At 56.9% G+C, this 20,431-nt stretch carries 19 protein-coding genes and 1 pseudogene; 16 read left to right on the top strand and 4 right to left on the bottom strand.

What is annotated here, in order from left to right; translation table 11 throughout:
- Nucleotides 1-114 precede the first annotated feature (114 nt).
- Complete coding sequence (locus AFK62_RS18885) at nt 115-480, top strand: DUF2500 domain-containing protein (RefSeq protein WP_007679233.1); 366 nt, start codon at nt 115-117, stop codon at nt 478-480.
- A gap of 50 nt (nt 481-530) precedes the next feature.
- Here AFK62_RS18885 and AFK62_RS18880 read toward each other — a convergent pair whose 3' ends face one another.
- Complete coding sequence (locus AFK62_RS18880) at nt 531-800, bottom strand: DUF1145 family protein (RefSeq protein WP_007679231.1); 270 nt, start codon at nt 798-800, stop codon at nt 531-533.
- A complete protein-coding gene (gene rsmD, locus AFK62_RS18875) occupies nt 790-1,386 on the bottom strand; it encodes a 16S rRNA (guanine(966)-N(2))-methyltransferase (RefSeq protein ID WP_007679229.1) in 597 nt (198 codons plus the stop codon). The genes AFK62_RS18880 and rsmD overlap by 11 nt, the downstream gene beginning before the upstream one ends.
- A 190-nt stretch (nt 1,387-1,576) precedes the next feature.
- On the opposite strand from rsmD, the gene ftsY reads away from it, so the two are divergent.
- The 4 genes from ftsY (at nt 1,577) to rpoH (ending at nt 6,031) form a co-directional block, all read left to right on the top strand.
- Nucleotides 1,577-3,193, top strand: a complete 1,617-nt coding sequence (gene ftsY, locus AFK62_RS18870; protein WP_053532081.1) for a signal recognition particle-docking protein FtsY — start codon at nt 1,577-1,579, stop codon at nt 3,191-3,193.
- Nucleotides 3,194-3,195: 2 nt separating this feature from the next.
- Nucleotides 3,196-3,864, top strand: a complete 669-nt coding sequence (gene ftsE / locus AFK62_RS18865) for a cell division ATP-binding protein FtsE (RefSeq protein ID WP_007679223.1) — start codon at nt 3,196-3,198, stop codon at nt 3,862-3,864.
- The gene (gene ftsX / locus AFK62_RS18860) at nt 3,857-4,912 is read left to right on the top strand and encodes a permease-like cell division protein FtsX (RefSeq protein ID WP_226991944.1); all 1,056 of its coding nucleotides are present in this window, start codon (nt 3,857-3,859) and stop codon (nt 4,910-4,912) included. The genes ftsE and ftsX overlap by 8 nt, the downstream gene beginning before the upstream one ends.
- A gap of 261 nt (nt 4,913-5,173) precedes the next feature.
- Complete coding sequence (rpoH, locus tag AFK62_RS18855; protein ID WP_007679219.1) at nt 5,174-6,031, top strand: RNA polymerase sigma factor RpoH; 858 nt, start codon at nt 5,174-5,176, stop codon at nt 6,029-6,031.
- Between the two features lie 46 nt (nt 6,032-6,077).
- On the opposite strand, the gene pdxR is transcribed toward rpoH, so the two are convergent.
- On the bottom strand, nt 6,078-7,571 hold the full coding sequence (gene pdxR, locus AFK62_RS18850; protein WP_007679216.1) for a MocR-like pyridoxine biosynthesis transcription factor PdxR: 1,494 nt from the start codon (nt 7,569-7,571) through the stop codon (nt 6,078-6,080).
- Between the two features lie 118 nt (nt 7,572-7,689).
- Here pdxR and AFK62_RS18845 point away from each other — a divergent pair, with 118 nt between their 5' ends.
- The 3 genes from AFK62_RS18845 (at nt 7,690) to AFK62_RS18835 (ending at nt 11,817) form a co-directional block, all read left to right on the top strand.
- Complete coding sequence (locus AFK62_RS18845; RefSeq protein WP_007679213.1) at nt 7,690-8,955, top strand: 4-aminobutyrate--2-oxoglutarate transaminase; 1,266 nt, start codon at nt 7,690-7,692, stop codon at nt 8,953-8,955.
- Between the two features lie 266 nt (nt 8,956-9,221).
- Nucleotides 9,222-10,463: an aromatic amino acid transport family protein gene (locus AFK62_RS18840; protein ID WP_007679205.1), complete on the top strand. Its 1,242-nt coding sequence runs from the start codon at nt 9,222-9,224 to the stop codon at nt 10,461-10,463.
- A gap of 250 nt (nt 10,464-10,713) precedes the next feature.
- Nucleotides 10,714-11,817 carry a branched-chain amino acid ABC transporter substrate-binding protein gene (locus tag AFK62_RS18835; protein WP_007679198.1) on the top strand — a complete coding sequence of 368 codons (1,104 nt, stop codon included), beginning with the start codon at nt 10,714-10,716 and terminating at the stop codon, nt 11,815-11,817.
- 343 nt (nt 11,818-12,160) lie between these two features.
- Here the strand turns inward: AFK62_RS18835 and panM are convergent, their stop codons facing one another.
- Nucleotides 12,161-12,553, bottom strand: a complete 393-nt coding sequence (gene panM / locus AFK62_RS18830) for an aspartate 1-decarboxylase autocleavage activator PanM (protein ID WP_007671713.1) — start codon at nt 12,551-12,553, stop codon at nt 12,161-12,163.
- A gap of 523 nt (nt 12,554-13,076) precedes the next feature.
- Here panM and AFK62_RS22940 point away from each other — a divergent pair.
- The 8 genes and pseudogenes from AFK62_RS22940 to ugpE form a co-directional block, all read left to right on the top strand.
- Nucleotides 13,077-13,232, top strand: a pseudogene (locus tag AFK62_RS22940) (hypothetical protein); the annotation flags it as partial.
- A 68-nt stretch (nt 13,233-13,300) separates the two neighbouring features.
- Nucleotides 13,301-14,227 (top strand): high-affinity branched-chain amino acid ABC transporter permease LivH, encoded by a 927-nt coding sequence (gene livH / locus AFK62_RS18820; protein ID WP_007671740.1) that lies wholly within the window; start codon nt 13,301-13,303, stop codon nt 14,225-14,227.
- Nucleotides 14,224-15,504 (top strand): high-affinity branched-chain amino acid ABC transporter permease LivM, encoded by a 1,281-nt coding sequence (locus AFK62_RS18815; protein WP_053532080.1) that lies wholly within the window; start codon nt 14,224-14,226, stop codon nt 15,502-15,504. Before livH ends, AFK62_RS18815 begins: the two co-directional genes overlap by 4 nt.
- On the top strand, nt 15,501-16,268 hold the full coding sequence (gene livG / locus AFK62_RS18810; RefSeq protein ID WP_007671742.1) for a high-affinity branched-chain amino acid ABC transporter ATP-binding protein LivG: 768 nt from the start codon (nt 15,501-15,503) through the stop codon (nt 16,266-16,268). The genes AFK62_RS18815 and livG overlap by 4 nt, the downstream gene beginning before the upstream one ends.
- Before the next feature lies 1 nt (nt 16,269).
- Nucleotides 16,270-16,983 carry a high-affinity branched-chain amino acid ABC transporter ATP-binding protein LivF gene (gene livF, locus AFK62_RS18805; protein ID WP_007671743.1) on the top strand — a complete coding sequence of 238 codons (714 nt, stop codon included), beginning with the start codon at nt 16,270-16,272 and terminating at the stop codon, nt 16,981-16,983.
- 268 nt (nt 16,984-17,251) lie between these two features.
- A complete protein-coding gene (gene ugpB / locus AFK62_RS18800; protein ID WP_032984368.1) occupies nt 17,252-18,571 on the top strand; it encodes a sn-glycerol-3-phosphate ABC transporter substrate-binding protein UgpB in 1,320 nt (439 codons plus the stop codon).
- A 129-nt stretch (nt 18,572-18,700) separates the two neighbouring features.
- The gene (ugpA, locus tag AFK62_RS18795) at nt 18,701-19,588 is read left to right on the top strand and encodes a sn-glycerol-3-phosphate ABC transporter permease UgpA (protein ID WP_007671745.1); all 888 of its coding nucleotides are present in this window, start codon (nt 18,701-18,703) and stop codon (nt 19,586-19,588) included.
- The gene (ugpE, locus tag AFK62_RS18790; RefSeq protein WP_007671746.1) at nt 19,585-20,430 is read left to right on the top strand and encodes a sn-glycerol-3-phosphate ABC transporter permease UgpE; all 846 of its coding nucleotides are present in this window, start codon (nt 19,585-19,587) and stop codon (nt 20,428-20,430) included. The genes ugpA and ugpE overlap by 4 nt, the downstream gene beginning before the upstream one ends.
- Nucleotide 20,431: the final 1 nt, after the last annotated feature.

Raw genomic sequence — 20,431 nt, 5'->3', positions numbered from 1 at the left:
ACGTACGCATAAGGCGCACGGCCCTTCTGTTCAGTCTAGTGGTCAGAGGCGCGGGATGACAACGCCTGGCGCTGCGGGGTATTCTTAAAAAGACCTGAGCCGCCGGAATCCATCATGAGTAAGCCACCGCTTTTTTTCATCATTATCATCGCGTTAATCGTCGCGGCCGCCTCTTTTCGGTTTGTACAACAGCGGCGTGAGAAAACAGAAAATGACGCTGCCCCGGTTACGCAGAAAAGTGTGGTGGTAGCCAGCAAGCGGGAAAAACCGTTAAACGAGCGGCGTTCGCGTCAACAACAGGTAGCGCCGCCTGCGCAAACCGTGCGGTATGAGGCGACCTTTCGCCCACAGGAAGGTGGTGCGCCAATGCGGTTTCGGCTGGATGAGGCTCATTACCACCAGTTGACGGTTGGCGACGAGGGGCAACTGGTGTTTCAGGGCACGCGGTTTCTGGAATTTGTGCCTGCGCCTGTGCGGTAGCGCGGCAAGGCGGGCGCGCTTCGCTTACCCGCCCTGTGTTTGCGCTGGCGTTAGCGAGGCTTCTTCTGCTTTTTCTGCCAGGCAATCATTTCAAACACGCCGAAGATAAAAATGCGGGCCTGTTGAACACGGCTTAACGGTGGCGCTTCTTTCGGTTGCGTTGCGCGTAACAGTGATAATTGCAGAATATGCATGATTATCATGAAAAATAGCGCCACATTAACGAAAATATTCAGCGGGCGCGGAAACGGCTGGATCAGGTTTAACACCAGAAACCCCCACACGCCCAGCATCAGTAAACGGCCCAGATTAATCAGCATTTTGCTCTCCTTGTGATTCGCGCAGATAAAGGCGATACGCCACCTGACCTGCGACTTTTTCCCGGTGTAGCTGCCAGTGATCGGGTACTGGCGGCAGGCCGTTTTCAACTTCGCTTTCAACGTAAATCAACGCCTGCGGTGCCAGCCAGCCGCGCGTTTCCAGCAAGTGTAGTGTTTCTTCCAGCAGCCCTTTGCGAAACGGCGGGTCGACAAACACGATGTCGTGTGGTTCGCCGTTCTGGTTCAGGTAGTTGAGTGTGTTAGTGTTTACTACCTTTGCAGCGCTGGATTTGAGCGTAGCAAGGTTTTTCTGAAGCTGCTGCGCGACGCCGCGTTCCATCTCCAGTAACGTCGCGCCAGCGGCGTAGCGGGAGAGCGCCTCCAGGCCCAGCGCGCCGCTACCGGCAAAGCAATCCAGGCAACGTGCGCCGACCATATAAGGTGCCAGCCAGTTAAATAGGGTTTCGCGCACACGGTCGGTGGTGGGGCGCAGGCCGGGGCTGTCGGGCACCGGCAGCTTTCTGCCGCGCCACTGTCCGCCAATAATGCGGATCTGGCCGCTACCCGAGGAGGTTGGTTTCTTCATTATGCTCACACGCTTTTCAGTCTGGGCTGCTATTCTAGCGGCGCAAACGGGCGGGCGAAACCTCCGTGCGGCGGTATGCCGCCCCGGCGGGAAAGTGGTAGACTAACTTATTCATTCGCAATTTTTTTCAGTACCCTGAGCCAGACGACGGGACTGCGCCATGTATTAACCGCGAGGAGTGCATTCGCCAATGGCAAAAGAGAAGAAACGTGGCTTTTTTTCCTGGCTCGGTTTTGGCCAGAAAGAGCAGGCAGAAACTGAAGCCGAACAACAAAAAGTAACAGAACAACCCGCGGCGACAGAAGAACGCGTTGAGCCTGACTCGCAGACGCAGGCGGCGCAGCCACAGGCTGAAGAGACGACGCCCTCGCAAGAGGACTCTGAAAAGTTTGCCGACGACGTCGTGGCGGTGAGCGAAAGCATCGTTCATGAAGAAGAGGAAAAGGCGCAGCAGGCGACCATCGTTGAAACGCCCGCTCCTGCAATGCCGGAACGGCAGGAACTGCCGGACGCGGTAAAACCGCCTGTTGCTGAAGCCGAAGAATGGCTGCCGGAAGAGGACGCGTCCCGCACGCCGGTCTCTCTTACGCCTGACGTGGCGGTTGACGCACGCCCGGAAGCGCTGCCACATGAAACGATCGTCGAAGAAGACGTTATCGAGGCCGTTGCGGCGGAAGAGGTGGTCGTTCAGGAAGAAAACTCCGTCGAAGAAGCGCCGGTTATTGAAGATGAACCGGTTATTGAAGATGACATTGCGCAAGACGAGACGCTCAGCGAAGACGAACTGACGGCGCAGGCGCTGGCGGCCGATCCGGAAGCGGCGCTGGAAGCTGAGCCGGACGTCGTTCAAGATGACGCCCCGGTGGTAGAGCAGGAAAAGCCGACCAAAGAAGGTTTCTTCGCGCGCCTTAAACGCAGCCTACTGAAAACTAAAGAAAATCTCGGTTCCGGATTTATCAGTCTGTTCCGCGGCAAAAAAATCGACGAGGATCTCTTCGAGGAGCTGGAAGAACAGCTGCTGATTGCCGATGTGGGCGTGGACACCACGCGTAAGATTATCGCGAACCTGACTGAAGGCGCGAGCCGCAAGCAGTTGCGTGACGCGGAAGCGCTCTACGGCCTGTTGAAAGAAGAGATGGGCGAGATCCTCGCGAAAGTGGACGAGCCGCTCAACGTGGAAGGCAAAACGCCTTTCGTTATTCTGATGGTCGGCGTGAACGGTGTGGGTAAAACCACCACTATCGGTAAGCTGGCGCGTCAGTTCGAGCAGCAGGGCAAATCCGTCATGCTGGCGGCAGGCGATACCTTCCGCGCGGCGGCGGTGGAGCAGCTCCAGGTGTGGGGCCAGCGCAATAACATTCCGGTTATCGCGCAGCATACCGGCGCGGATTCCGCCTCTGTGATTTTTGACGCCATCCAGGCGGCGAAAGCGCGTGGCGTGGACGTGCTGATTGCCGATACCGCAGGGCGCTTGCAGAATAAATCGCATCTGATGGAAGAGCTGAAAAAAATCGTCCGTGTGATGAAAAAGCTTGATGAGAACGCGCCGCATGAAGTGATGCTGACCATCGACGCCAGCACCGGCCAGAACGCCGTAAGCCAGGCGAAGCTGTTCCACGAGGCGGTAGGGCTCACCGGGATCACGCTCACCAAGCTTGACGGCACCGCCAAAGGCGGGGTGATTTTCTCGGTAGCCGATCAGTTTGGCATTCCGATTCGCTACATTGGTGTCGGCGAACGTATTGAAGATTTGCGTCCGTTTAACGCGGGCGACTTTATTGAGGCACTTTTTGCCCGAGAGGATTAACCATGATTCGCTTTGAACATGTCAGCAAAGCCTATCTCGGTGGGAGACAAGCGCTGCAGGGGGTGACGTTCCACCTGCGGCCTGGCGAGATGTCATTTCTTACCGGCCACTCCGGCGCCGGTAAGAGTACGCTGCTGAAGCTGATTTGCGGTATCGAACGGCCGAGCGCCGGGAAAATCTGGTTTGGTGGTCATGATATAAGCCGACTGAAAAACCGCGAAGTGCCGTTTCTGCGTCGTCAGATCGGCATGATTTTCCAGGATCACCATCTGCTGATGGACAGAACCGTTTACGATAATGTGGCGATCCCGCTTATCATCGCGGGCGCCAGCGGCGAAGACATTCGCCGTCGCGTATCGGCGGCGCTGGATAAAGTCGGTCTGCTGGACAAAGCGAAAAACTTCCCGATTCAGCTCTCCGGCGGTGAACAGCAGCGCGTGGGCATTGCCCGTGCGGTGGTCAATAAACCTGCTGTGTTGCTGGCGGATGAACCGACGGGCAACCTGGATGACGCCCTCTCGGAAGGCATTCTGCGTCTCTTCGAAGAATTTAACCGCGTCGGGGTGACGGTCTTGATGGCGACGCACGACACTGGGCTTATCTCACGGCGCAGTTACCCGGTGCTCACCCTGAGCGAAGGGCATTTGCATGGAGGCCGTGTCAGTGAATAAACGTGATGCGCTGAATGAAATTCGGCGCTTTAGCAACAAGCTGGATAATTTCCGTAAACAGCGTTCCTCCGGTGAAACAGGACGGCCTGTGCAGAAGCGAAACAAAGGGTCTAACGTCAAAGGCAAATCGCGCCAGGGCGGCATCAACGAACAGGTGCGCTACGCCTGGCAGGGTGCGCTTGCCGATCTAAAAAGCAAACCGCTTGCCACGTTTTTAACCATCATGGTGATTGCTATCTCGCTAACGCTGCCAAGCGTCTGCTACATGGTTTACAAAAACGTCAGCGAGGCGGCGACGCAGTACTATCCGTCGCCGCAGATTACGGTCTATCTCGATAAAACGCTGGATGATAACGCCGCGCAGCAGGTGGTCGGGCAGTTGCAGGCCGAACCGGGTGTGGCGAAAGTGAATTATCTGTCGCGCGACGAGGCGCTGGGCGAGTTTCGCAACTGGTCAGGCTTTGGCGGCGCGCTGGATATGCTCGAAGAAAACCCGTTACCTGCGGTGGTGGTGGTCGAGCCGAAGCTCGATTTCCAGAGCAGCGAGGCGCTGACCACGCTGCGTGACCGTGTGGCGCGTCTCCAGGGCGTGGATGAAGTGCGCATGGATGACAGCTGGTTCGCGCGGCTTTCGGCGCTCACCGGGCTGGTAGGCCGTGTGGCGGCCATGATTGGCGTGTTGATGGTTGCGGCAGTGTTCCTGGTTATCGGCAACAGCGTGCGTCTGAGCATCTTCGCTCGCCGTGACACGATTAACGTGCAAAAACTCATTGGCGCGACGGATGGTTTCATTCTGCGCCCGTTCCTGTACGGCGGCGCGCTGCTCGGTTTTACCGGCGCATTTCTTTCACTGATTCTGTCAGAAATTTTGGTGATGCGCTTATCCGCAGCCGTCACGGACGTGGCGAAGGTGTTCGGAACCACGTTTGAAATCAGCGGGTTATCCTTCGATGAGTGTCTGTTGTTGTTGCTGGTTTGCTCGATGATCGGCTGGGCTGCTGCCTGGCTTGCGACCGTGCAACATTTACGTCACTTTACTCCTGAATAAAAAATATTTGTTATAATCATCCCCTGCTACGAGTTCCCGTCAGCAGGGGATGCGTGCCGATGATTTCCGCTTCTCCTGCCCACGCTTTTTCATAGCAATGTCACATTTTGTGCGTAATTTATTCACAAGCCTACAGGGAACTTGTGGATAAAATCACGGTCTGATAAAAGAGTGGCTGATATTCTCGTTGCTCAAACATACTGGCCCGTTTGTTGCCTGATGGGGACGAACGCCAGTCCGATGTCGATTGAGAGGATTTGAATGACCAAAGAAATGCAAACTTTAGCTTTAGCCCCGGTCGGTAACCTGGAGTCGTATATCCGGGCGGCCAACGCCTGGCCGATGTTATCGGCAGACGAAGAGCGGGCACTGGCTGAAAAGCTGCATTACCAGGGCGATCTGGAAGCAGCGAAAAAGCTGATCCTGTCTCACCTGCGTTTTGTTGTTCATATCGCTCGTAATTATGCGGGCTATGGCCTGCCGCAGGCGGACCTGATTCAGGAAGGCAATATCGGCCTGATGAAAGCGGTGCGTCGCTTTAACCCGGAAGTGGGCGTGCGTCTGGTTTCCTTCGCCGTTCACTGGATCAAAGCGGAAATTCACGAATATGTGCTGCGTAACTGGCGCATCGTGAAAGTCGCGACCACGAAAGCGCAGCGTAAGCTGTTCTTTAACCTGCGTAAAACCAAGCAGCGTCTGGGCTGGTTTAATCAGGACGAAGTCGAAATGGTCGCTCGCGAGCTGGGTGTTTCCAGCAAAGACGTGCGCGAGATGGAGTCGCGTATGGCCGCGCAGGACATGACTTTCGATATGTCTTCTGACGATGACGCAGGCGACAGCCAGCCGATGGCGCCAGTGCTGTACCTTCAGGATAAGTCTTCTAACTTTGCCGATGGCATTGAAGATGATAACTGGGAAGAGCACGCTGCCGACAAACTGACCGATGCCATGCAGGGTCTCGACGAGCGCAGCCAGCAGATCATTCGCGCGCGCTGGCTGGATGAAGACAACAAAAGCACGTTGCAGGAACTGGCCGATCGCTACGGCGTTTCCGCTGAGCGCGTGCGTCAGCTTGAAAAAAACGCGATGAAAAAACTGCGTGCCGCGATAGAAGCGTAAGCCACGTCAGTCTGAAAACACCCCGCCCTCAGCGGGGTGTTTTGCTTTATGCGCGGCGCAAAAGCGTCGGGTATACCGCCTCGATACACGCCAGCAGCGCTTTGAACGCGCCCTCCATTTTTTCTTCCGCCACGCAGGCGAACCCCATCAACAAGCCGCGACGCCGGTTTTCCGTCAGGTAATACCGCGACAGCGGGCGCACCAGAATGTCGCGCTCATTGGCAAGCCGGGCGATAGCGACATCGTCAGCGTCATCCGGCAGGTTCAGCACCAGGTGCAGCCCCGCGTTATCACTAAAATCCGACAGCGCCTGCGGGCCGAGATAACGCGTGATAAGGGTCGTGAGAAACGCCCGACGACGACCGTACAGCAACCGCATGCGCCGGATATGCGCGCTGTAATGTCCGGCTTCGATAAACTCCGCCAGCGCCGCCTGGATAATCGAATGACCGCCGCGATAAAGCTCGGCGTGCGCGGTTTTCATCGCCTGCGCGAGCGCCTGCGGCAACACCACATAACCGATACGCAGACCCGGATAGAGCGTCTTGCTGAAGGTGCCGATGTAGATCACTGGCGGGTCAGCCATCAGCCCTTGTAGCGCCGGAATGGGCTGACCGGAAAAACGAAACTCGCTGTCGTAATCGTCCTCCACAATCCAGCTGCCGGTCTGGCGCGCCAGCGTTAACAGGCGCTGGCGACGCTCCAGGCTCATCACTGCGCCGAGCGGATACTGGTGCGATGGCGTAACGAAAATTAGCCGCGGTGGCGTCTCCTGGCGCGTCGGCGGCACCATGCCTGCTTTATCGACCTGCACCGGCACGATAGAGACGTCGTTCATTTGCAGCACATGGCGGATGCCCCAGTATGACGGCTCCTCCACCCATGCGACATCACCCCGGTCGCACAACATGCGCGCGACCAGATCGATGGCCTGATGAATGCCTTCGGTGATCAACACCTGATCCGCGGTGCAGTGAACCGATCGCGACACCCGCAAATAATCCACCAGTGCGCGTTGTAGCTCGGGCGTGCCGCCCTGACAGCTATACGTGAGGCGCTGCGGCGTCGGACGACGGCTAAGCCGCGCCTGAATCTTACTGAATAACTGGTGCGGAAAGGCGTGAACATCCGGCACGCCGGGAATAAATGCGCCCCATTGTTTCGGGCTGGCGCTGACCTGGCCGAGCAGCGTTGTTCCCCGCGATGAGAAGCGCGCAGACGAGACGCGATCGTGCTCCCCCTGAGCCACCGGCGGCGCAGATAACAGGCTGTCTGGCAGCATTCCGGCGACAAATGTTCCGCTACCGGCGCGCGATGTCACATATCCTTCTGCCAGTAATTGTTCATAAACTGTTAATACAGTGTTACGTGAAAGGCCGAGTTGCTGAGCAAGATCCCGCGAGGCGGGCAGGCGGCTTTGCGCAGGCAGGCTGCCGTCGAGAATGGTCAGGCGCAGCGCGTTATAAAGCCGCTTATGCAGACGCTCGTCACGCTGTTCACCAAGACGAAGCAATAAGAGATCAGACACTAAAGAATGCAATTGGATCCCTCATTTATTCGAAACTGGTACTCGATTATAGGGCCATAGCCTGGGTAAATAAACGTCACTGTTTCAGGTTTGTTGCTAAAAAGTGACGTTTATCAGCAGGAGAATGAGGGTGAAAAATTCAGAATTGAATCAACGTCGTCAGAGCGCCACCCCACGTGGCGTTGGCGTGATGTGCGGCTTTTATGCCGAAAAAGCCGAAAACGCCACCCTGTGGGACGTGGAAGGCAACGAGATTATCGACTTTGCGGCAGGCATCGCGGTGCTAAACACCGGTCATCGTCATCCGCGTATCGTGGAGGCTATCGAAAATCAACTGCGCGCCTTTACCCACACGGCGTACCAGATTGTGCCGTACGAAAGCTATGTATCGCTTGCCGAGCGCATCAATGCGTGCGCGCCCATTAATGGCCCGGCGAAAACCGCGTTCTTCACAACCGGCGCAGAAGCCGTCGAAAACGCGGTGAAAATCGCCCGCGCGTATACCCGTCGCCCAGGGCTGATTACTTTTGGCGGCGGTTTCCATGGCCGCACATTTATGACGATGGCGCTCACCGGCAAGGTCGCGCCGTACAAAATCGGCTTCGGCCCGTTCCCGGGCTCGGTTTTCCATGCCCAGTACCCGAATGCGCTGCACGGCGTGTCGGTGGATGATGCGATGGCGAGCCTGGATCGCATTTTCAAAGCCGATATCGCACCGGATCAGGTGGCGGCGATTGTGCTGGAGCCGGTGCAGGGCGAAGGAGGCTTTAACGTGGCGCCGCCGGCGTTTATGCAGGCGCTGCGTGCGCTGTGTGACGAGCACGGCATTCTCCTGATTGCCGATGAGGTGCAAACCGGCTTTGCGCGCACCGGCAAGCTATTCGCAATGGAGCACTACAGCGTGAAGCCTGACCTGCTGACAATGGCGAAAAGCCTTGCAGGCGGAATGCCGCTCTCCGGCGTTGTTGGTCGCGCAGAGGTGATGGACGCGCCAGCCCCGGGTGGCCTTGGCGGGACGTATGCGGGCAACCCGCTGGCTGTCGCGGCCGCGCACGCGGTGCTGGATGTCATCGATGAAGAACACTTGTGCCAGCGCGCAAACGAGCTGGGCCAGCACCTGAAAGAGGTGCTCAACCAGGCGCGTACGCATTGCCCGGCCATCGCCGAGGTGCGCGGGCAAGGTTCAATGGTGGCGGTGGAGTTTAACGATCCGCACACCGGCAAACCGTCGCCGTCGTTTACCCAGGAAGTGCAGGCCCGCGCCCGCGAAGAGGGGCTGCTGCTGCTGAGCTGCGGCGTTTACGGCAACGTTATCCGCTTCCTTTACCCGTTAACCATCCCGGATGCGCAGTTCAGCAAAGCGCTGGAGATCCTCTCCCGCGCGCTGGGGCGGTAATCAGCCGAAGGGAACGGCGGGTGCAGTGCCACCCACCCGACAAGGCATTGAAGGTCACAGGATTGACCCTGAGGGCGCCCGCCTTATGGCCTGACCGCCGCGCAGCAGCGGGCCATAACGGCGCGTCTTTGGGGCCACCTGCGAAGGAACGCGCTTCGGGAGGCTGACAGACCCGAAGCTTAAATATCTCCCTTGCTAGCACAAGAAAACACCGTGAACACAACCGCTTCCGGTGGTGATAGCCGCCGGATATTTAAGGAAGAACTATGTCTGATAACACCACGCCCGCATCACTGTGGGCTGCCCGAGAGCGGGCCGCGTCATCCCCCAAATCCCTGAGCTTCGTCGAAGGCGTGGCGATGATCGTCGGCACCAATATTGGCGCAGGCGTGCTTTCTATCGCCTATGCCTCCAGCAAAGCGGGCTTCCTGCCGCTACTTTTCTGGCTCGCTGTCGTCGGCGTGCTGACCACCATCACCATGCTCTACGTTGCCGAAGCCACGCTGCGCACCCGCGCGCATTTACAGTTAAGCGGGCTGGCAGGGCGTTACGTCGGACGCCTCGGCGCCTGGCTAATGTTTGCCTCGGTGTGCGTGAACAGCGTCGGCGCGCTCACCGCCTACATGACCGGCAGCGGCAAACTGTTAAGCTCGCTTATCGGCGTGTCGCCAGCGGTAGGCAGCCTGATTTTCTTCATCCCGGCGGCGGGTATTCTCTGGCTTGGGTTAAAGGCCATCGGGCGCGGCGAGAAATTTATCAGTATCGGCATGGTGGTCATGATAGCGGTGCTGGTTGTCGCCACGTTGCTGCATGAATCGACCGAAATGCGCTGGCTGCTGGACGGCGACTGGCGCTATATGGTGCCGGTATTCAATGTCACCGCGTTCTGCTTTGCCGCGCAATATATCGTGCCCGAGATGGCGCGGGGCTTTGTCGACAAGCCGGAGAAATTGCCTAAAGCCATTATTGCCGGGATGGCCATCACGTTTACGCTGCTGGCGCTGGTGCCGCTTTCGGTCATCGCGTTAAGCGGGCTTGAGGGTATCTCTGAAGTCGCGACCATCTCCTGGGGTCGGGCGCTGGGCGAATGGGCTTTCTTCTCCGCCAACATTTTTGCGCTGTGCGCCATGCTCACCTCTTACTGGGGTCTCGGCGGCAGCTTTCTGACCAATATCTTCGACAAATTCCGCCTGGGGGACGACGCACAGCCGCTTAAACGCCTCGGCGTGCTGGCGGTTGTTGCGCTGCCGCCCTTCGCGCTGGCCTACAGTGGCATGGTCTCTTTTGTGAACGCGCTCTACTTTGCGGGCGTTTTCAGCGGCGTGATCCTCTCTGTTATGCCTATCCTTATTTTGCGCGGCGCGCGTCGTCGTGGCGAGATCACGCCCCGCTGGCAATGCAGCTGGAGTACCCATCCGCTGATTCAGACAGTGATCGTGTTGCTCTATGTCGCCAGCGCCATTTATGCGGTGTTGTCCGCCTTCGGTTATCTGCCCGCAGGCTGGTAAAACCCGATAACCCGCCGCGTGTGAGGCGCGGCGGACGTTTTTTCGCCACTCTTCGCCACTATTGACGTGAAAAATAGTGATTCCAAATTCATAAAAATGGGGTATGTTTTTAGCAGAGTATGCTGCTTTTAGCCGGGCGGCAGGGCTTAAAACCATTATTAAATGCTGCGCTAACAAGCGAAGCGGAAATAAAGTAGCGAAAAACAACAACACCACAACTGCAATGACCACAAGAATGGGGAACCTCAGGATGAAAATGAAGGGTAAAGCGTTACTGGCAGGCGCAATTGCGCTGGCGATGAGCAGCATGGCGATGGCGGAAGACATTAAAATTGCCGTGGTAGGCGCCATGTCTGGCCCGGTAGCGCAATACGGCGACCAGGAATTCACCGGTGCCGAGCAGGCGGTTGCTGATATCAACGCCAAAGGCGGTATCAAAGGCAACAAGCTGGTTATCACCAAATATGACGACGCCTGCGACCCGAAACAAGCGGTGGCGGTGGCGAACAAAGTGGTTAACGACGGCGTAAAATATGTCATCGGTCACCTGTGCTCCTCTTCCACGCAGCCGGCGTCTGATATCTATGAAGACGAAGGCATCCTGATGATTACACCTGCCGCAACGGCGCCGGAACTGACCGCGCGCGGTTATCAGCTGATCCTGCGCACCACGGGTCTGGATTCCGACCAGGGCCCGACTGCGGCAAAATACATCCTTGATAAGGTCAAACCGAAGAACATCGCCATCATTCATGACAAACAGCAATACGGTGAAGGTCTGGCGCGTGCGGTGCAGGACGGCCTGAAGAAAGGCGGCGCTAATGTGGTCTTCTTCGACGGTATTACCGCAGGCGAAAAAGATTTCTCCACGCTGGTGGCGCGTCTGAAGAAAGAAAACATCGATTTTGTTTACTACGGTGGTTATCACCCGGAGATGGGGCAGATCCTGCGCCAGGCGCGCGCGGCAGGCCTGAAAACCCAGTTTATGGGCCCGGAAGGCGTGGCGAACGTGTCGCTGTCTAACATCGCGGGCGATGCAGCCGAAGGCATGCTGGTGACCAAGCCGAAGAACTACGATCAGGTACCCGCGAACAAACCGATTGTGGACGCCATCAAAGCGAAGAAACAGGATCCGAGCGGCGCGTTTGTGTGGACCACTTACGCCGCGCTGCAGTCTCTGGCCGCTGGCCTGAACCAGAGCGACGACCCGGCGGCAATCGCCAAATACCTGAAAGCGAATTCGGTAGACACCGTGATGGGGCCGCTCTCCTGGGATTCGAAGGGCGATCTGAAAGGCTTTGAGTTTGGCGTGTTTACCTGGCATGCCAATGGTACGGCGACCGACGCCAAATAATTATTTCCCCGGCGTCTTTCGCACGACAGCAGCGTTGGCTGCACCCTTCAACCCCGGTCACTTACTGATGTAAGCTCCCGGGGATTTCAGGGCTTGCCGCCTTGCTGTAGCACGAAATACTTGGGTAAATAGGCTGTTGCGTCTTTCGCACGACAGCAGCGTTGGCTGCACCCTTCAACCCCGGTCACTTACTGATGTAAGCTCCCGGGGATTTCAGGGCTTGCCGCCTTGCTGTAGCACGAAATACGTGGGTAAAGAGGCTATTGCGTCTTTCGCGCGACAGCGGTGTATGCCGCTGTCGCGTAAGGTGGATAAGCGCAGCGCATCCACCCCTTTATTAACATCACGCCTCTAACCGCTTCACCCAGCCATCCTGCTGCGCGTTAAAGCCCAGCGTCTGCATAAACGCGTTCATCACGTTGTAGTCTTCCACACCGATATCCATCACCCACCAGTCGGTCATCGACGGGTTATCGCGGATCGTCTCTTCAATCAGGTAATGCCCAACGCCGCGACGACGCGTGACTTCCCGTACCCGCAGAGAATCCATGGCGCCTTCGGTGCCGCGCAGCGTCACGCGCACCGCGCCCAGCAGCCGCTCGTTAAAGCGCGCGGCATAAATCCGGTGGTTCTCATCAAGACGCAGCGATTCAGAAGGATATTCCGGCCAGATCTTCGCGAGGTCGATTTTGTCCTGTTCGCTCAGGGTATGCAGACGAAGGATAGTGAGTTTCATAAACAATCATTCCGCCATGGGTGAATAACTGAGTTTACCCGATTTTTTTCAGGTGCTGGGCGTCATGGCAAGATCTATTCAGTAGCTGATTAGTTTTTGTCTCATTAATTAACCAGCGGGAAAGCGCGAGGAATGAAATTTAACCAGCATATAACCCTGAAAGGCAGCGTTTTATCTGGCTTATAATGCCGATATTTTATGCTATTCGCTGCGCTTTTTTTTGTTTATCTCGGCCATATTTCAGAATATTATCTTTTCTTAATAGACTGAAAAATAGATGTTTTAATTATAGTTTCGCTAAAAACCACGCTAACCCTTTAAAGAGACAGGTAAAAATAGCGTTGTCTATTAAAACAGCAGAATATTTTTTAACCATAATAAAACTTATTAGCAACACACATCACGAACGGGGATTTTGAGGATGAACAGCAACGCGCAGGCGAACAACGTGGACGCTACAGGCGCCATGTCCGGGCCGATGGCGCAGTGGGGCGCTAAGGTGTTTCACGGCGGCGCAGTCGCTCTGGTGAAGAAAATAAAATCTCACGGTGTAACGACCGTGTCTGGGCCGCTGAACTGGGATGAAAAAAGCGATCTGAAGGGATTTGAAGTGAGTGGTTTTGAGTGGCATGCCGACGGTGCATCAACCGTTGCGAAAAACGGGCCGTTTGTCGCCTGAAATACAGCATACCCGATGTTCATCCCGCCCGTCGGACGCCGTCCGACAGGTTTTAATAAGGTTACGTTATGTCCGAGCAGTTTCTCTATTTTCTGCAGCAGATGTTTAACGGCGTCACGCTGGGCAGTACTTACGCGCTGATCGCCATCGGCTACACCATGGTCTACGGCATTATCGGCATGATTAACTTCGCCCACGGCGAGGTCTATATGATTGGCAGCTACGTGTCATTCATGATCATCGCCGCCCTCATGATGATGGGTATCGATACCAGCTGGCTGTTGGTCGGCGCGGCATTTATCGGCGCGATTGTTGTCTCCAGCGCCTACGGCTGGAGCATTGAGCGCGTGGCTTATCGTCCTGTACGCAGTTCCAAGCGCCTGATTGCGCTTATCTCCGCCATCGGGATGTCTATTTTCCTGCAAAACTACGTCAGCCTGACGCAGGGCTCGCGCGACGTCGCGCTCCCGAGCCTCTTTAACGGCCAGTGGACCATTGGCAGCAGCGAGAATTTCGCTGCCACCATCACGACAATGCAGTTGGTTATCTGGATTGTGACCTTTATCGCGATGCTCGCGCTGACGCTGTTCATCCGTTATTCCCGGATGGGGCGCGCCTGTCGTGCCTGCGCAGAAGATCTCAAAATGGCGAGCCTGCTTGGCATCAATACCGATCGCGTGATCGCGCTGACCTTTGTCATCGGCGCCGCGATGGCGGCGGTGGCAGGCGTTTTGCTCGGTCAGTTCTACGGCGTTATCAACCCCTACATCGGCTTTATGGCCGGGATGAAAGCGTTCACCGCCGCGGTGCTTGGCGGCATCGGCAGTATTCCGGGTGCAATGATTGGCGGCCTTATTCTGGGCGTCACCGAGGCGCTGACCTCGGCGTATCTCAGCACCGAATATAAAGATGTGGTGTCGTTTGCCCTGTTGATCGGCGTCCTGCTGGTGATGCCGACCGGTATTCTGGGTCGCCCGGAGGTAGAAAAAGTATGAAACCGATGCATGTGTTTGGGGCGCTGCTGGCCGCCGCGATGTTCTTCGTGCTGGCGGGCGTTTTTATGGGCGTTCAGCTTGAACTGAACGGCACCCGCCTGGTCGTCGACACCGCCGACAGCATCCGCTGGGAGTGGATTGCCGTCGGCACCGGCGTGGTCTTTTTATTCCAGCTGCTGCGCCCGTTGTTCCAGAAGGGCCTGAAAAATGTCTCCGGACCGAAGTTTATTCTGCCGGCGATTGATGGTTCGACTGCAAAACAGAAGCTGTTCCTGCTTGGCCTGCTGGTGGTCGCCGTGGCATGGCCGTTTGTGGTTTCACGCGGAACGGTGGATATCGCAACGCTCACCATGATCTACGTGATCCTCGGTCTCGGCCTGAATGTGGTCGTCGGGCTTTCCGGCCTGCTGGTACTCGGCTACGGCGGCTTTTACGCTATCGGCGCGTATACGTTCGCGCTGCTGAATCACTACTACGGGCTCGGCTTCTGGACCTGTCTGCCGCTCGCAGGCCTGGTCGCCGCCGCGGCCGGTTTTCTGCTCGGCTTCCCGGTATTGCGTCTGCGTGGCGACTACCTGGCGATTGTGACGCTCGGCTTTGGCGAAATCGTCCGTATTCTGCTGCTCAACAATACCGAAATCACTGGCGGCCCGAACGGCATCAGTCAGATCCCAAAACCGACTTTCTTTGGCCTGGAGTTCAGCCGTACCGCGCGCGAAGGCGGCTGGGACACCTTCAGTAATTTCTTCGGCATGAAATATGACCCGTCTGATCGCGTCATCTGGCTCTATCTGGTGGCGCTGCTGCTGGTGGTCTTCTCGCTGTTTGTGATTAACCGCCTGTTGCGTATGCCGCTTGGCCGCGCGTGGGAAGCGCTGCGTGAAGATGAAATCGCCTGCCGCTCGCTCGGTCTGAACCCGACGCGTATCAAGCTCACCGCGTTTACCATCAGCGCCGCCTTTGCGGGTTTCGCCGGGACGCTGTTTGCCGCGCGCCAGGGTTTTGTCAGCCCTGAATCGTTCACCTTCGCGGAATCCGCGTTCGTGCTGGCTATTGTGGTGCTGGGTGGGATGGGCTCGCAGTTTGCGGTGATCCTGGCGGCGATTCTGCTGGTGGTGTCGCGCGAACTGATGCGTGACCTGAATGAATACAGCATGCTGGTGCTCGGCGGCCTGATGGTGCTGATGATGATCTGGCGTCCGCAGGGTTTGCTGCCGATGACGCGCCCGCAACTGAAACTGAAAAATGGCGTTAGCAGTAAAGGAGAGCAGGCATGAGTCAGCCTTTATTATCCGTCAGCGGCCTGATGATGCGCTTTGGCGGCCTGCTTGCCGTCAATAATGTCTCTCTTGAGTTGCGCCCGCAGGAAATTGTCTCGCTGATTGGCCCGAACGGGGCCGGTAAAACCACGGTATTTAACTGCCTGACCGGCTTCTATAAGCCGACCGGCGGCACCATTATGCTGCGCGACCAGCATCTTGAAGGGCTGCCTGGCCAGCAGATTGCCCGCATGGGCGTGGTGCGCACGTTCCAGCACGTGCGTCTGTTCCGTGAAATGACGGTGATTGAAAACCTGCTGGTGGCGCAACACCAGCAACTGAAATCCGGGCTCTTTTCCGGCCTGCTGAAAACGCCCGCGTTTCGTCGTGCGCACAGCGAGGCGCTGGATCGCGCCGCTACCTGGCTTGAGCGCATCAACCTCTTACAGCACGCTAACCGCCAGGCGGGCAACCTCGCTTATGGCGATCAGCGTCGCCTGGAGATTGCCCGCTGCATGGTGACGCAGCCGGAGATCCTGATGCTCGATGAGCCTGCCGCGGGCCTTAACCCCAAAGAGACCAAAGAGCTGGATGAACTGATTGTCGAGCTGCGCAACCATCACAACACGACCATTCTGCTGATTGAGCACGACATGAAACTGGTGATGGGCATTTCAGATCGTATTTATGTGGTAAACCAGGGGACGCCGCTTGCCAACGGCACGCCGGAGCAGATCCGCAACAACCCTGATGTTATTCGCGCATACCTGGGTGAGGCATAAGATGGAAAACGTGATGTTGTCTTTTGACAAGGTGAGCGCGCACTACGGCAAAATCCAGGCGCTGCATGAGGTGAGCCTGCACATTAAGCAGGGCGAAATTGTCACCCTTATCGGCGCGAACGGCGCGGGAAAAACGACGCTGCTCGGTACACTGTGCGGCGATCCGCGTGCCTCCACGGGCCGTATCGTCTTTGACGGCAAAGACATTACCGACTGGCAGACGGCGAAAATCATGCGCGAGGCGGTGGCGATTGTGCCGGAAGGCCGTCGCGTGTTCTCCCGCATGACGGTGGAAGAGAATCTGGCGATGGGAGGGTTTTTCGCGGATCGCTCGCAGTTTCAGACACGTATTCAGCGTGTTTACGATCTCTTCCCGCGTCTGCATGAGCGCCGTATCCAGCGCGCCGGTACCATGTCTGGCGGTGAGCAGCAAATGCTGGCGATAGGCCGTGCGCTAATGAGCCAGCCGCGCCTGCTGCTGCTTGATGAACCGTCCCTCGGCCTTGCGCCCATCATCATCCAGCAGATTTTCGACACCATCGAACAGCTGCGCAGCGAAGGGATGACCATTTTCCTCGTGGAGCAAAACGCCAACCAGGCGCTGAAGCTCGCCGATCGTGGTTACGTGCTGGAAAACGGTCACGTGGTGCTATCCGATACCGGTGACGCGCTGCTCGCCAACGAGGCCGTGCGTAGCGCCTATCTGGGCGGCTAGGCACAAGCAGGCTAAAAGCAAAAAGGCAACGCACGTTGCCTTTTTTAGTGTCTGCTCCCTTTCACTGCGGGTGAAGGTACCCGCCATCAGGCTTTTTATTTCCGCCATATAACCGTCACCCTTCCATCATATCCCGACCGACTGACTGTCATTATTCTGTAAATAAAAGGTTATTTTTCTGTCATACGCGCATGTCATGTTAGCTCGCGAGCATAAAACGCGTGATTTCGCGCATCTCAAACGACGCATAATCAGAGAGATAACAGACATGACAGCTTCGTTACGACGTACAGCAATTTGTGTGGCTCTGGGATGGGCGCTGAGCAGCCAGGCGATGGCGGCCACCACCATTCCGTTCTGGCATTCTATGGAAGGCGAACTGGGTAAAGAGGTGAATTCGCTGGCGCAGCGGTTCAACCAGGCTCACCCGGAATACAAAATCGAACCGGTTTATAAAGGTAACTACGAGCAGAGCCTGGCGGCGGGTATTGCGGCTTTCCGCACCGGCAACGCCCCGGCGATTTTGCAGGTCTACGAAGTAGGTACCGCCACCATGATGGCCTCCAAAGCTATCAAACCGGTGTACGAAGTTTTTAACGATGCTGGCATTGAATTCGACGAATCCCGGTTCGTCCCGACGGTCGCTGGTTATTACACCGACGCGAAAAGCGGGCATCTGCTCTCCCAACCGTTTAACAGCTCCACCCCGGTGCTGTACTACAACAAAGATGCCTTCAAAAAAGCGGGCTTAGATCCTGAGCAGCCGCCGAAAACCTGGCAGGACCTCGCCGCGTACACCGCGAAGCTGAAAGCAGCCGGGATGAAATGCGGCTATGCCAGCGGCTGGCAGGGATGGATCCAGATTGAAAACTTCAGCGCCTGGCACGGCCTGCCGGTCGCCACCAAAAATAACGGCTTTGACGGTACCGACGCGGTACTGGAGTTCAACAAGCCGGAGCAGGTGAAGCATATCGCGCTGTTGCAGGATCTGAACAAGAAGGGCGATTTCAGCTACTTCGGGCGCAAGGATGAGTCGACCGAGAAGTTCTATAACGGCGACTGCGCGATCACGACCGCTTCGTCCGGTTCGCTCGCAGACATCCGTCACTACGCCAAATTCAACTACGGTGTGGGCATGATGCCTTACGACGCCGACGTAAAAGGCGCGCCGCAGAACGCCATCATCGGCGGGGCGAGCCTGTGGGTGATGCAGGGCAAGGACAAAGAGATGTACAAAGGCGTCGCGGAATTCCTGAGCTTCCTGGCGCAACCGGAAAACGCTGCCGAATGGCACCAGAAAACCGGCTATCTTCCTATCACCAAAGCCGCCTACGACCTGACCCGCGAGCAGGGTTTCTATGACAAAAACCCGGGCGCCGATATCGCAACGCGCCAGATGCTGAACAAGCCGCCGTTGCCGTTCACCAAAGGGCTGCGTCTGGGCAATATGCCGCAGATCCGCACCGTGGTTGACGAAGAGCTGGAAAGCGTCTGGACCGGCAAGAAAACCCCGCAACAGGCGCTGGATTCCGCCGTTGAGCGTGGAAACCAGCTGTTGCGTCGCTTCGAGCAGTCGACGAAATCGTAACCCCAAGGCCGGCAGGGATAGCCGGTTTGATGTGGCGGGTGCGCTTTGCCTTACCCGCCCTACAGGTAATAGTTCCCAGGCCGGGTAAGGCGAAGCCGCACCCGGCATTTTTCAGGAAAGTGTCCCTCTATGTCATCATCTCGTCCGGTGTTTCGCGCAAGCTGGCTGCCTTATGCGCTGCTGGCACCGCAGTTGATTATCACCGTTGTCTTTTTTATCTGGCCTGCGGGCGAGGCGCTCTGGTACTCGGTACAAAGCGTCGATCCGTTCGGGCTCTCCAGCCAGTTTGTCGGGCTTGCGAACTTCACGCAGCTCTTCCACGACAGCTATTATCTGGATTCCTTCTGGACGACGATCAAATTCAGCACGCTGGTGACGGTAAGCGGCCTTTTGATCTCGCTGTTCTTCGCGGCCCTGGTCGATTACGTGGTGCGCGGTAGCCGCTTTTATCAAACCTTGATGCTGCTGCCTTACGCCGTCGCACCGGCCATTGCCGCCGTACTGTGGATCTTCCTCTTCAACCCGGGGCGCGGGCTTATCACCCACGTGCTGGAGCAGATGGGCTACTACTGGAACCATTCGCAAAACAGCGGACAGGCGATGTTCCTGGTGGTGTTCGCCTCCGTCTGGAAGCAAATCAGCTATAACTTTCTGTTTTTCTTCGCGGCGTTGCAGTCGATTCCGCGCTCTCTGGTTGAGGCGGCCGCTATCGACGGCGCCGGGCCGGTACGTCGGTTCTTTAAGCTGTCGCTGCCGCTTATCGCGCCGGTGAGCTTTTTCCTGCTGGTGGTGAACCTGGTTTACGCCTTCTTCGACACCTTTCCGGTTATTGACGCCGCCACCGCAGGCGGGCCGGTGCAGGCCACCACGACGCTGATTTATAAGATTTACCGCGAAGGGTTCGCCGGGCTGGATCTCTCTACTTCTGCCGCGCAGTCGGTCGTGCTGATGGTGCTGGTTATCATCCTCACGGTGGTGCAGTTCCGCTATGTGGAAAGTAAGGTGCGTTACCAATGATTGAAAACCGCCGCGGGCTGACGATTTTCAGCCATACCATTTTGATCCTCGGCATTGCCGCTATTCTCTTTCCGCTTTACGTGGCGTTTGTGGCGGCGACGCTCGACAACGAGGCCGTGTTTGCCACGCCAATGACGCTGATTCCCGGCACGCACCTGTGGGAAAACCTGAAAAATATTTGGGTGAATGGCGTTGGCGCCAACAGCGCGCCGTTCTGGCTGATGTTGCTGAACAGCTTCATCATGGCGTTTAGCATCACCGTCGGGAAAATCGCGGTGTCGATGCTGTCGGCATTCGCCATTGTCTGGTTCCGCTTTCCGCTGCGTAACCTCTTCTTCTGGATGATTTTTATTACCCTGATGCTGCCGGTCGAAGTGCGCATATTCCCGACGGTAGACGTGATAGCCAACCTGAAGCTGATGGACAGCTACACCGGCCTGACGCTGCCGCTGATGGCCTCTGCTACGGCGACGTTCCTCTTCCGCCAGTTTTTTATGACGCTACCCGATGAGCTGATGGAAGCGGCGCGCATTGATGGCGCTTCGCCGATGCGGTTTTTCCGCGACATCGTGCTGCCGCTTTCTAAAACCAACCTGGCGGCGCTGTTTGTGATCACCTTTATCTACGGCTGGAACCAGTATCTCTGGCCGCTGCTTATCGTCAGTGACCCGGCGCTTGGCACGGCAGTCGCGGGTATCAAGGGCATGATTTCGGTAGGCGAAGGCAGCACGCAGTGGAATCAGGTGATGGCGGCGATGCTGCTGACGCTGATCCCGCCGGTGGTGATTGTTTTAGTAATGCAGCGCGCGTTTGTTCGCGGCTTAGTAGACAGCGAGAAATAAG

The organism is Cronobacter condimenti 1330, assembly GCF_001277255.1.
Classification (GTDB): Bacteria; Pseudomonadota; Gammaproteobacteria; order Enterobacterales; family Enterobacteriaceae; genus Cronobacter; species Cronobacter condimenti.
Note: the sequence above shows the minus strand (reverse complement) of the source record. Positions and strands in the feature narration are given on the sequence as shown.